The sequence below is a fragment of the Nonomuraea sp. B12E4 genome, from assembly GCF_039871825.1.
In the GTDB taxonomy this organism is placed as follows: Bacteria; Actinomycetota; Actinomycetes; order Streptosporangiales; family Streptosporangiaceae; genus Nonomuraea.
Map to the genome: position 1 here is coordinate 211277 of NZ_JBDPME010000001.1, position 11871 is coordinate 223147.

10 protein-coding genes are annotated in these 11871 nt (G+C 71.0%); 6 read left to right on the forward strand and 4 right to left on the reverse strand.

The features are described 5' to 3' along the window. The first annotated feature begins 11 nt into the window (after window positions 1-11). Both ABGB18_RS00940 and ABGB18_RS00945 read left to right on the forward strand, forming a co-directional pair. Entirely contained in the window at window positions 12-1229 is a 1218-nt protein-coding gene (locus ABGB18_RS00940; RefSeq protein ID WP_347693326.1) for a VWA domain-containing protein, read from the forward strand. After that, window positions 1226-2134, forward strand: coding sequence for an amidohydrolase family protein (locus ABGB18_RS00945; protein ID WP_347693327.1), 909 nt, complete (start codon window positions 1226-1228; stop codon window positions 2132-2134). The genes ABGB18_RS00940 and ABGB18_RS00945 overlap by 4 nt, the downstream gene beginning before the upstream one ends. Before the next feature lie 37 nt (window positions 2135-2171). Here ABGB18_RS00945 and ABGB18_RS00950 read toward each other — a convergent pair whose 3' ends face one another. The 3 genes from ABGB18_RS00950 to ABGB18_RS00960 form a co-directional block, all read right to left on the reverse strand. Further along, the gene (locus tag ABGB18_RS00950; protein WP_347693328.1) at window positions 2172-3350 is read right to left on the reverse strand and encodes a PHB depolymerase family esterase; all 1179 of its coding nucleotides are present in this window, start codon (window positions 3348-3350) and stop codon (window positions 2172-2174) included. A 128-nt stretch (window positions 3351-3478) separates the two neighbouring features. After that, window positions 3479-4426 (reverse strand): ROK family protein, encoded by a 948-nt coding sequence (locus ABGB18_RS00955; protein ID WP_347693329.1) that lies wholly within the window; start codon window positions 4424-4426, stop codon window positions 3479-3481. A gap of 18 nt (window positions 4427-4444) precedes the next feature. Then, window positions 4445-5686, reverse strand: coding sequence for an ROK family transcriptional regulator (locus ABGB18_RS00960; RefSeq protein ID WP_347693330.1), 1242 nt, complete (start codon window positions 5684-5686; stop codon window positions 4445-4447). A 285-nt stretch (window positions 5687-5971) separates the two neighbouring features. On the opposite strand from ABGB18_RS00960, the gene mmsA reads away from it, so the two are divergent. The 4 genes from mmsA (at window position 5972) to ABGB18_RS00980 (ending at window position 11213) form a co-directional block, all read left to right on the forward strand. After that, on the forward strand, window positions 5972-7492 hold the full coding sequence (mmsA, locus tag ABGB18_RS00965; RefSeq protein WP_347693331.1) for a multiple monosaccharide ABC transporter ATP-binding protein: 1521 nt from the start codon (window positions 5972-5974) through the stop codon (window positions 7490-7492). Then, complete coding sequence (mmsB, locus tag ABGB18_RS00970) at window positions 7489-8787, forward strand: multiple monosaccharide ABC transporter permease (RefSeq protein ID WP_347693332.1); 1299 nt, start codon at window positions 7489-7491, stop codon at window positions 8785-8787. Before mmsA ends, mmsB begins: the two co-directional genes overlap by 4 nt. A 77-nt stretch (window positions 8788-8864) precedes the next feature. Beyond that, complete coding sequence (locus ABGB18_RS00975; RefSeq protein ID WP_347693334.1) at window positions 8865-9989, forward strand: sugar-binding protein; 1125 nt, start codon at window positions 8865-8867, stop codon at window positions 9987-9989. 60 nt (window positions 9990-10049) lie between these two features. Further along, window positions 10050-11213, forward strand: a complete 1164-nt coding sequence (locus ABGB18_RS00980) for a hypothetical protein (protein ID WP_347693335.1) — start codon at window positions 10050-10052, stop codon at window positions 11211-11213. Window positions 11214-11313: 100 nt separating this feature from the next. Here the strand turns inward: ABGB18_RS00980 and ABGB18_RS00985 are convergent, their stop codons facing one another. Beyond that, on the reverse strand, window positions 11314-11802 hold the full coding sequence (locus ABGB18_RS00985; protein ID WP_347693336.1) for a hypothetical protein: 489 nt from the start codon (window positions 11800-11802) through the stop codon (window positions 11314-11316). Window positions 11803-11871 lie beyond the last annotated feature (69 nt).

The window sequence follows — 11871 nt, forward strand, 5'->3', positions numbered from 1 at the left end:
CGATCGGTCCCGTGCCGGCTGGTCCCGAGCCGGCCGGTCCGGCCGCGGTCGGGCCGGCCGGGCCGGCCGGGCTCGCCGCGGATCACCTGTGGGGGTTCCTGGCCGCGCTGCGCGGGGCCGGGCTGCCCGCCGCGCCGGCCAAGCGGGCGGACCTGCTGCGGGTGATCGCCGAGTCCCCGCCGCCCGGCATGGCCGCCCTGTACTGGTACGCCCGGATCACCCTGCTGCAGGACGTGAGCGACCTGCCCGCCTTCGACCGCGTCTTCGACGCCTGGTTCCGGCGGGCCGCCCCCGGCGAGCCGCCGATCCGGGAGGAGGACGAGCGGGCCCCGGCGCCCGGCGGCCCCGGCGCGGACCACCCGCCGTCCCACGAGGTACGGCCGGGGGACGGGATCGAGGCCAGCACCCTCAGCACCTACGGCACGCGGGACTTCGGCCGGACCGGCGAGCGCGGGCGGGCGATCATGCGGGCCCTCGAAGCCGCCTGGCCCGCCGCCCTGCCCGCCACCCGGTCGAGGCGCCGCCGCCCGGCCAGGTCGGGGGACCGGCTGGACGTGCGGCACGCCTGGCGGCGCGCCCACCGCCACGACGGGGAGATCATCGAGCTGCGCCACCTCGACCGCCCGCCCCGCCCCCGCCGGCTGCTGATCCTGGTCGACGTCTCCGGCTCGCTGCGGCAGCACACCCCGGACCTGCTGCGGGTGGCGCACACGGCGCTGCGTGCCGCGCCGGCCCGTACCGAGGTGTTCACCTTCGGCACCCGGCTCACCCGGATCACCGCCGCGCTCGCGCACCCGTACGCCGACCAGGCGCTGAGGTCGGTGTCGGCGCTGGTCACGGACGCCGACGGCGGCACCGCGATCGGCGCGGCGCTGGAAGGCTTCCTGGCCAACACGCGCTTCGCGGCGCTCGCCCGGGGCGCGCTCGTGATCGTCCTGTCCGACGGGCTCGAACGCGGCGACCCCGCCCCCATGGTCCGCGCCACGGCCCGGCTGTCACGGCTCGGCCACCGGCTCGTCTGGTGGTCCCCGCTGGCCTGCTCGCCCACCTACCGCCCCGCCACCCGCGCCATGTCCGCCCAGCTCCCGAGCCTCGACCACCTCGGCGGCGTCCGCGACCTGGCCACCGCGCTGGAGGAGGTCCACCGCCTCCCCGCCGTCCTGTCCGGCCCCCGCCGCACGGCGGCACGACACTGGTCCGCCCAGCACCCGATGGGAGCAACCCGATGACCGCTTCCTCCCCCGGCCGCTCCGGGATCGTCGACGCGCACCACCACATCTGGCGCGCCGCCGACCTGCCCTGGCTGCGGGGGGAGATGGTCCCGCGCATCTTCGGCCCGTACGAGCCGATCCGCCGCGACTATCCCTCCTCCGAGTACGTCGCCGAGGCCGTCCCCTGCGGCATCTCCTCGGCGGTCTACGTCCAGGCCAACTGGGCGATCGGCCGCTCCGTGGACGAGGTGCGCTGGCTGCGGGACGTCCACGCCGAGACCGGCTGGCCCACCGCCGTGGTGGGCTGCGCCGACCTCTTCGACGAGAACGCCCCCGAGGTCCTGCGCCGCCAGGCCGCCCTCACCCCGCTCGTCCGCGGCACCCGGCTGCAACTGCACTGGCACGAGCGGCCCGAGTTCCGCTTCGCCGCCGCCCCCGACCGCATGAAGGACCCGGTCTTCCGGCGCAACCTCGCCGCCGTCGCCGACCTCGGCTGGCTGTTCGAGCTCCAGGTGTTCCCCGGCCAGATGCCCGATGCCGCGGACCTGGTGGCCGCCTTCCCCGGGCTGACGTTCGTGCTGGTCCACGCCGGGATGCCGGTGGATCTCGACCCGCCGGGCGTCGCGGAGTGGACGCGGGGCATGAAGCTGCTGGCCGAGCACCCCAACGTCGTGGTGAAACTCACCGGCCAGGGCACCTTCGTGCACCGCGTGGACCGGCCGCTGATCGAACGGGTGACCGCCACGTGCCTGGACCTGTTCGGCTCCCGCCGCTGCATGTGGGGCAGCAACTTCCCCATCGAGAAGCTCTGGACCGACCTGCCCACCCTGCTGTCCACCTGGCAGGACGTGCTGGCCGGCCGGACCGCCGAGGAGATCGGCGACGTGTTCACGGCGACGGCCACCCGCGTCTACGGCCTTTGAAGCGCGGCGCGGCCCGGGCCGCGCCGCGCTTCGTGATCTAGCAGGTGCCGACCTCGTAGTAGGCCGGGCCGGTCTGCCGGAGAGTGGTGATCACGAACGTGTTCCACAGGCCCATCGGCTGGTTCGAGCCGTTGGCGTAGACGTAGCCCGCCGACTGGTGGGCGCGCCCCTCCTGGGTGTGGGCGTAGTTGCTGGCGGTGAAGCACCCGACCGGCGGCGTGGGCGTCGGGTCGGGGTCGGGGTCCGGGTCCGGGTTACCGCCGGCGAGGTCGAAGAAGCGGGTGTCGTGGTAGGCCGAGCAGATGGTGTCCAGGAAGAAGGCGCCCGCCGTGCCGCACTGCTCGGCGCCGCCGCCCGGGTCCACCGGGGTGCCGTGGCCCATCCCGGCGATCTTGTAGTAGCGCAGCGCGCCCGTCCCGTACGTCTCCAGGGTCGTGCCGCCCGGCAGGCTCGCCGTCGAGGCCGGCGTCGTGGGCAGGCCGAGCACGTTGGTGAACTGGTCTCGCAGCTCGTCGCCGTTGGCCTTGTTGACCGTGTAGTCGGCCTGGCCCTGCCAGATCGCCACCTTCGGCCTGGGGCCGGTGTAGCCGGCGTACGCGGCCCGGACCGGCGCGCCCCAGTCGGCGGGCGTCCTGCTCACCGGGCCGAGCATGCAGGTGTAGGTGGCGGCGGGCGGGGAGCAGCGGTACGGGATGCCCGCGACGATCGAGGCGGCGTGGAACAACTCGGGATAGGTGGCGATCATGACGGCGGTCATCGCGCCGCCCGCCGACAGCCCGGTGATGGAGATCCGGGCCGGGTCCAGCCGGTACGCGCTCGTCGCGTACGTCACCATCTGGGCGATGGACAGCGCCTCGCCCTGGCCGCGCCGGATGTCGCCCTCCTGGAACCACTGGAAGCAGTTCGTGGGCGGTGTCGTGGCCTCCGGGAAGATCAGGGCGAAGGCGTGCTGGTCGGCGAACTTCCGCCAGCCCGAGTTGGCGTGGTACGCGCTCGCGCTCTGCGTACAGCCGTGCAGGGCGACGACGGCGGGGGAGCCGGGCGGGAGGTTGTCGGGCACGTAGGCCCACATGTTGAGGGCGCCGGGGTTCGAGCCGAACCCGGTGACCCTGACGAGGGTGGCCGCCTGGGAGGCCGCCGGGAGGGCGATCAGCGCGAGGGCCGTCAGAGTGAGGGAGAGGAGCGCGGTCACGGCGCGGCTGAGGAGTGCATACATGGTCGACTCCGGGGTGAGGCACTTGCCGTGACCGTACGTTCTGTGCCTACCTCCTGATATGTGTCAGGAGCCCGGTTTCGGGGCGCCGGGCATGTGCGCCCGGCACCCCGAACTCTCCACCGGACGGGTCATGAAAGGGGCGCGACCATGTGCTCGCCGTCCTTGTCGATCAGGCCCCGCGCGGCGAGCAGCGCGGTGCGCGCGGCCCCGAGCAGGCCGGACTGCCGCCCCAGCACCGACGGCTCGACGGTGGTCCGCCGCACGAAGCCGAGCGTGGCCAGCCGCTTGATGTGGCCGCGCAGGGGCGCGAACAGCACCTGGCCCGCCGCCGAGACCCCGCCGCCGATCACGACCCGGTCGAGGTCGCACAGCGTCGCCGTCGCCACGATCCCGCGGGCCAGGGCCTCGGTGCCCTGGTCGAAGGCGGCCAGCGCGACGGGGTGACCCCGACCGGCGTCGGCGGCCAGGGCCCGGGCGTCGGAGCCGGTCCAGCCGCGCTCCCGGGCCCACCGGACCATCGACGGGCCGCTGGCGAGCGCCTCCACGCAGCCGGCGCTCCCGCACGAGCAGGCGGGCCCGCGCGGATCGACCACCACGTGGCCGATGTGGCCGGCGTTGCCGCTCGGCCCCGGGTAGGGGGCGCCGTTGAGCACCAGGCCGCCGCCGATGCCGGTCGAGACGACGATCCCCAGCATGGAGGCGGTGCCGCGGCCCGCGCCGTGCCAGTGCTCACCCACCGCGGCCGCGATGCCGTCGCCCACCAGGGTGACCGGCACCCCGGGCACGATGTCGCCGGCCAGCTCGACCAGCGGGAAGTCCCGCCAGGCGGGGATGTTGACGGGGCTCACCGTGCCGCGCGCCATGTCGAGCGGCCCGGCCGAGGCCAGCCCGACCGCGCTGATCGGCACGCCTTCGGCCACCGAGGTCAGCAACGCCCGCAGCGCCTCGCCGAGCTGCGGCTCCGTCGCCGGGGTGGGGGTCTCGGAGTGCCTGCTCACCTGCCCGTCCGCGCCGACCAGCCCAGCAGCGATCTTGGTGCCGCCGATGTCCACGGCGAGCACGGCATTCTGGTCCACTTGACCGTCCTGTTCTGATCAGTCGGCGACGAGCGCTGACAGTTGTGGCGAGTACGTGGCGTGCAGGACGAGCGCGGCACCGCCCACGACGGCGGCGTCCGCGCCGAGCGGGGACGGGGCGACGCCGACGAGCCGGATGTGGCGGGCCAGCGGCCTGGCGGCCAGCGCGGAGGAGACGGCGTCGACGTACCGCTTCTCGACGTGCTCGATGCCGCGACCCCCGAGCACGATGAGATCGACGTCGACGAAGTTGGCGAGGCTGACCGCGACCGAGCCGACGTGTCCCGCGGCCTCGTCGATGACCGCGGCCGCGAGCGGATCGCCGGCGCCGGCCGCGACCCGGATCGCGGCGTGGTCGACCGAGCCCGGATCGCGCTCGAACGCCTCCCGCAGCACGCTCGCCCCGCACCCGCGGGCGAGCCGGCGGTGCACCTCGGTGACGATCGCGGACGGGCTGACGAGCGTCTCCAGGCAGCCCCGGTCGCCGCAGTAGCACTCCGGCCCGTCGGGCAGCACGGAGGAGTGCCCGAACTCCCCGGCGTTCAGCGAACCGCCCCGGTAGACCTGGTGATTGAGGACGAGACCGCCGCCGATGCCGGTGCCGAAGAAGAAGTACGCGAAGTTCGCCACGCCCCGGCCGGCGCCGGACCACCGCTCGCCGACCGCGGCCGCGGTGGCGTCGTTGTCCAGCGTCACCGGGAGGCCGGTGCTGTCGTGCAGCATCTCCTGTAACGGCACCCGGGTCCAGTGCGCGAGGTTGGGCGGGGAGACGACCAGGCCGAGATCCTGATCGATCGGGCCCGGGCTGGCCACGCCGAGTCCGAGCACCCGGCCGGGCGGGACGGCCGCCGCGTCGAGCGCCTCGGCGACCAGTCCGGTCATGGCCGCGACGACCTCCGCCGGGTCGGTGCCGGGCGGGGTGGGGCGTCGCTTGACCACCATCGGCCGGCCGAGCAGGTCGACCACGGCGCAGGTGAGCTCGACCGGGTCGAAGTGCACTCCGACCGCGCTGCCCGCGTCGGCGTTGATCCGCAGCGCGACGCGGGGCTTCCCGCCGCTGGAGACCCGGTTGGCGTGGTCCTCCCGCACGATGCCCTCGTCGAGCAGCCGGCGTACGATGCCGGAGACGCTCTGGGGTGTGAGGCCGGTGCGCTGGGCGATCTCCACCCGGCTGATGCCGTCACAGAGCTGGATCTGGTCCAGCACGACCGCGCGGTTGTACCGCCCCACCTTGGGGAGATTCGTACCTGCTTGTCGCACCCGAGATCCTCTCTGCTCGCCGCCTCGGCCATTCTGCACCAGGGCGTTGACTTAGTAAAACAAATGGATTTAGATTCCTCCCCATAGCTGTAACCTGCCGGACACATAAGCACCGCCCGCAGGGACCGGCACCCGGTGCCGTGACTGCGGACCGATAGACCAGGCCATCGGAGGCAAGTAGATGTCCAGGACACCCCGCACCCCTCGAGGACCGGACCCGCGTGGTCCTCGAGGCACCACCAGCGCGGAGCCCCGGCCATGACCCAAGCCTCGAGCCTGCTCGAGATGCGTTCCATCACCAAGACCTTTCCGGGCGTGACGGCGCTCGCCGACGTCAACCTCAGGGTCCGGGAAGGCGAGATCCACGCGATCTGCGGTGAGAACGGCGCGGGCAAGTCCACGCTCATGAAGGTGCTGAGCGGCGTGCACCCGTACGGCACCTACACCGGGGACATCGTCTACCAGGGCAAAGAGGTCCGGTTCGGCGACATCCGGGGCAGTGAGCAGGCCGGCATCGTCATCATCCACCAGGAGCTCGCGCTGGTGCCGGGCATGTCGATCGCCGAGAACATCTTCCTCGGCAACGAGCCGCGCAGGCGCGGCGCGATCGACTGGAAGGCCGCCCAGCACCGGGCGCTCGAGCTGATGGAGCAGGTCGGGCTCCGGGAGGACCCGGACACCCTGATCAAGGACATCGGTGTCGGCAAGCAGCAGCTCGTGGAGATCGCGAAGGCGTTCGCCAAGGACGTCAAGCTGCTCATCCTCGACGAGCCGACCGCGGCGCTCAACGAGGCCGACTCCCAGCACCTGCTCGACCTGCTGCGCGGTTTCCGGGAGCGGGGGATCACCTCGATCATCATCTCCCACAAGCTGAACGAGATCGCGGCGGTCGCCGACACCATCACGATCCTGCGGGACGGCCGCACGATCGAGAGCCTCGACGTCAAGGCCGACGGCGTGGACGAGGACCGCATCGTGCGCGGCATGGTCGGCCGCGAGCTGCACAGCCGGTTCCCCGATCACACGCCGCGCATCGGCGAGGTGTTCTTCGAGGTCCGCGACTGGACGGTGCGGCACCCGATCGCGGCCGACCGGCTGGTGTGCAAGGGGTCGACCTTCAACGTCCGGCGCGGCGAGATCGTCGGGTTCGCCGGACTCATGGGGGCCGGGCGCACCGAGCTCGCGATGAGCCTGTTCGGCCGCTCCTACGGCGTCTACCTGTCCGGCCAGGTCTTCAAGGACGGTCAGGAGATCCAGCTGAGGACGGTGGCCGAGGCGATCCGGCACGGTCTCGCGTACGTGAGCGAGGACCGCAAGGCGGTCGGCCTCAATCTGCTCGACGACATCAAGACCTCGATGACGGCGGCCAAACTGTCGAAGATCTCCCACCACGGGGTGATCGACCAGGTCCGCGAGCATCTGGTCGCCGAGGAGTACCGCGAGAACCTGCGGGTCAAGACGCCGAACGTCGACGAGGGCGTGACGAAGCTCTCCGGCGGCAACCAGCAGAAGGTCGTCCTGGCGAAGTGGATGTTCACCGACCCCGACCTGCTGATCCTCGACGAGCCGACGCGCGGCATCGACGTGGGCGCCAAGTATGAGATCTACGGGATCATCCAGCGCCTCGCCGACCAGGGCAAGGGCGTCATCGTCATCTCCTCGGAGCTGCCCGAGCTCATCGGCCTGTGCGACCGCATCTACACCGTGTTCGAGGGCTCCATCACCGGCGACGTGCCGCGTGGCAAGGCCGATCCGGAGCTCCTCATGAAGCAGATGACCTCTATGAAGAAGATCCCCACGCCATGAGCCGCATCAAAGACCTGCAGAAGAACCTCTTCGGGGGCACGACCTCCAATGCCCGCCAGTTCGGCATGATCTTCACGCTCGTGGCGATCGTGCTGCTGTTCCAGATCTGGACCAACGGGCTGACGCTGACCTCCGGCAACCTCATCGCGGTGGTCAGCCAGTACTCCTACATCCTGATCCTGGCCATCGGCATGCTGATGGTGATCGTCGCCGGGCACATCGACCTGTCGGTCGGCTCGATCGCCGCCTTCACCGGCATCGTGGTCGCCAAGGCGATGCAGGAATACGCGATCCCGTGGCCGCTGGGCATCGTGCTCGGCCTGGTCGTCGGCGCGCTGATCGGGGCCTGGCAGGGGTTCTGGGTGGCCTACGTCGGGGTGCCGGCGTTCATCGTGACCCTGGCCGGCATGCTGCTGTTCCGCGGCGGCAACCAGTACATCGGCAACGCCGACACGGTGCCGGTCCCGCCCGGCTTCCGCGAGATCGGCGCCGGCTACCTGCCCGAGGTGGGACCGAACACCGGGTACAACAACCTGACGCTGCTGCTCGGCGTGCTCGCCTGCGTGGGCGTCATCTGGCGGGAGCTGAGGGCGCGGAAGACGCGGCGCGAGATGAACGCCGAGGTCGCGCCGATGTGGATCTCGCTGCTGCGGCTGGCCGTGATGCTGGGCGTGATCATCTTCGCCACGCTGCGCTTCGCCGGTGGCCGCATCGGCACGAGCCTGCCGATCTCCGGCATCATCCTGATCGTGCTGGTGCTCGCGTACTCCTTCTACACGCGCAACACCATCGGGGGCCGGCACATCTACGCCGTCGGCGGCAACGCCCGGGCGGCGGAGCTGTCCGGCGTGAAGCTCAAGCGGGTCAACTTCTTCGTCATGATGAACATGTCCGTCCTGGCCGCCCTGGCCGGCATGATCTTCGTGGCGCGATCGGCGGCCTCCGGCCCGCAGGACGGCCTCAACTGGGAGCTCGACGCCATCGCCGCCGTCTTCGTCGGCGGCGCGGCGGTCTCCGGCGGCCTCGGCACCATCAGCGGATCGATCGTCGGCGGCCTCGTCATGGCCCTGCTCAACAACGGCCTGCAGCTTGAGGGCGTCGGCTCCGACATGGTCCAGATCATCAAGGGCCTGGTCCTGCTCCTCGCCGTCGCGCTCGACGTCTACAACAAGAGCCAGGGACGCTTCTCGATCATCGGGTCGATCATGCGCCCGTTCCGGCGGGACGCTCCGGCCGGAACGGCGGATCGATCACCTACGAGCCCCGATCCCGACAAGACTCCCGTCGCCGGCTGACCGCTCGACCACCGACACGGCGCCGCACTCCAGAGCGCTCACCCCTGAATCAAAGTAAAGAAGGGCCTTTTCATCCCATGCGCACATACTTCTCCAGAAGCATCGCGGCCGTCGGCGCCGTGGCGCTCCTCACCCTGGGCGCCGCCTGCTCCACCGAACGTGAAGGCGCCACCAGCGCCGGCACCAGTGGCAGCACCGCTGCGGCCAAGGGCTTCCCGGCCGACTCGCTCATCGGCGTCGCGCTGCCGGCGAAGACCTCGGAGAACTGGGTGCTCGCCGGTGACCTGTTCACCAACGGGCTCAAGGAGGCCGGGTTCAAGTCCGACGTGCAGTACGCGGGCGCGTCGACCACCGTCGCCGACCAGCAGGCGCAGATCTCCAGCATGGTCACCAAGGGCGCGAAGGTCATCATCATCGGCGCGACCGACGCCGCGCAGCTCGCCACCCAGGTGGGCCAGGCCAAGCAGTCCGGCGCGACCGTCATCGCCTACGACCGGCTCATCACCAACACCGCGGACGTGGACTACTACATCGCCTTCGACAACTTCAAGGTCGGCCAGCTGCAGGGCCAGGCCCTGCTCGACGGCATGAAGGCCAAGAAGGAGAAGGGCCCGTGGACGGTCGAGCTGTTCTCCGGCTCGCCGGACGACAACAACTCCGCCGTCTTCTTCAACGGCGCGATGGACGTGCTCAAGCCGCTCATCGACAAGGGTGACGTGGTCGTCGGCTCGGGTCAGACCGACATCAAGCAGACCGCGATCCAGGGCTGGAAGGCCGAGAACGCGCAGCAGCGGATGGACTCGCTGCTGACCTCGACCTACAACAGCGGCGGCAAGACCCTCGACGGCGTCCTGTCCCCGAACGACACCCTCGCCCGCGCGATCATCACCTCGGTGAAGGGCTCGGGCAAGCCGATTCCCGTCGTGACCGGGCAGGACTCCGAGGTCGAGTCGGTCAAGTCGATCATGGCGGGCGAGCAGTACTCGACGATCAACAAGGACACCCGCAAGCTCGTCGCCGAGTCCGTGAACATGGTCAAGACCCTGCAGTCCGGTGGCACACCCCAGATCAACGACACCAAGACGTACGACAACGGCTCCAAGGTCGTCCCGGCCTACCTCCTCCCGCCGGTCATCGTGACCAAGGAGAACGCGGCCGAGGCCTACGCCGACGACCCCAAGCTGGCTCCCCTCACCAAGTAGCAGGGCACCGACCTCGCGCGTCCCTGAGGCCGATCCCGGGGACGCGCGGAAGGAAACATCGTGAGACTCGCGCGTACCCGGACCGTCCTCGCCATGCTCGTCGCGGGCGCGAGCGGATTATTGACCGCCGCGCCCGGCTCCGGGGCGGTGGCGGCCACACCGACCTGCGACCTCGTCGTCGCGGGCGTCAAGCCCGACGTGCGCGTCCAGCGGGACTGGGAGCGCTTCGGAGACCGCGCCGCGGCCGGGGAGTGGGCCGGAGCCGACGGCACGTACTCCGCGGCGCTGCCCGACGGGCGCATCGCCTGGCTGTTCAACGACACGTTCCTCGGACCGGTCGGGCCGGGCCGCTCCATCCGGCCGCACGACCCGGTGCACAACACGATCGTCACCACCCGGCGCGGCAGCGACCGGCCGGCCACCACCATGCTGGGCGGCGGCACCGCCGAGCAACCCCTGCCCATCGTGGGACCCCCCGGTACGGACGAGCCGTGGTACTGGAACGCCGACGGCATCGTCGACGCGGGCAGGCTCTACGTCTTCGAGGCGAAGCAGCGGGCCGCCGGGGAGGGCCACTTCGGCTTCGAGTGGATCGGGACCGACCTCGCCGTGCTCTCGCTGCCGGACCTGAAGGTCGAGCGGGTCGTGCCCACCTACGACTCGGCCGACATCACCTGGGGCGTCGAGCTCCTGCCCGTGGACGACTACATCTACGTCTACGGGGTGCGGCAGCTCAAGGAGTGGCCGGGGACCAAGGAGGCCCTCGTCGCCCGGGCCCGCAAGGGCGAGCTGGACGGTGCGTGGGAGTTCTACACGGGGAGCGGCTGGTCGCCGGACGAGCACGACGCGACGGCGATCGCCGGTGACGTCGGCTCATCGTACGGCGTCTCCGAGGTCGACGGCCGGTACGTCATGGTCACCACCGACAGCTTCCTGGGCTCGGCGATCTACACCCTGACCGCGTCAAGCCCCTTCGGCTTCACCGGGGTCGCCCGCGAGCAGATCTACGACACGCCCGAGGGCCGGCCGTCGTACGACGAGAACGCCTCGGGCGACATCTACACCTACAACGTCGCGGCCCACCCGGTGCTGAGCGGCCGGAACACGCTCGTCGTGTCGTACAACGTCAACAGCACGGGCATCGACGACCTCTTCCACGACATCAGCAACAACCGGGCCCGCTTCCTGGAGATCCGCTTCACCCCACAGTGCCGGCCGTCCTAGACGGTGTGTGACTGAGCGCCACGGCCGGCGGGGATCGCCGGCTGTGACGCTCAGAAGCCGGGCCGACCCTCCCGGCCGTTCCCGAAGAGGGCGGCCGCCGTTACGCGACGTGGTCGGTGGCCGGGCGCCGGGCGAAGTCCATGTGCCAGTTGGTGATCCAGGTCTGCCCGTTGTCGAGGGAGAACGCCTGTTCCCAGTGGGGGCGGTCGGTGGTGATGCCGGTCCAGATGAAGCGCGCCCTGACCTTGCGGCCGTCGTGTTCGTCGTCGCCGTGGAAGACGCCGGTGCCGTCCGCGCCGAAGCCGCCGGTGACGGGTGGGAAGAGGGTGCCGGTGCGCTTGCTGGCCCAGTACAGCGACCACTGTGCGGTCCCCGGGTTGAACAGCCGCAGGGTCAGCCCGGAGAAGCCCTTGGTCGGGAACTCGATCTCGTCGAAGCTGGCGGCGCCGTCGAAGTGGCAGGAGGCGCGGGTGACGCCGGGGAACTCCTCCCAACGGTCGTCACCCTCAGTCGGGTCGAGGAAGTCCTTGCGCCAGCGGTTGGCGACGTCATAAACACCGGCGAAGGACGCGAAGTCGTTGCTTGTCATACCGCAGACGCTAGGACCGGTCCCCTGACATCCCATGTCAGTGGACCGGCGTAGATTCTCGATCATGCG

What these genes read in the sequence shown, in the direction of transcription:
- ABGB18_RS00945 (WP_347693327.1), top strand. Translation starts at nt 1,226, where the DNA reads ATGACCGCTTCCTCCCCCGGCCGCTCCGGGATCGTCGACGCGCACCAC.
- ABGB18_RS00985 (WP_347693336.1), bottom strand. Translation starts at nt 11,802, where the DNA reads ATGACAAGCAACGACTTCGCGTCCTTCGCCGGTGTTTATGACGTCGCC.
- mmsA (WP_347693331.1), top strand. Translation starts at nt 5,972, where the DNA reads ATGCGTTCCATCACCAAGACCTTTCCGGGCGTGACGGCGCTCGCCGAC.
- ABGB18_RS00950 (WP_347693328.1), bottom strand. Translation starts at nt 3,350, where the DNA reads ATGTATGCACTCCTCAGCCGCGCCGTGACCGCGCTCCTCTCCCTCACT.
- mmsB (WP_347693332.1), top strand. Translation starts at nt 7,489, where the DNA reads ATGAGCCGCATCAAAGACCTGCAGAAGAACCTCTTCGGGGGCACGACC.
- ABGB18_RS00975 (WP_347693334.1), top strand. Translation starts at nt 8,865, where the DNA reads ATGCGCACATACTTCTCCAGAAGCATCGCGGCCGTCGGCGCCGTGGCG.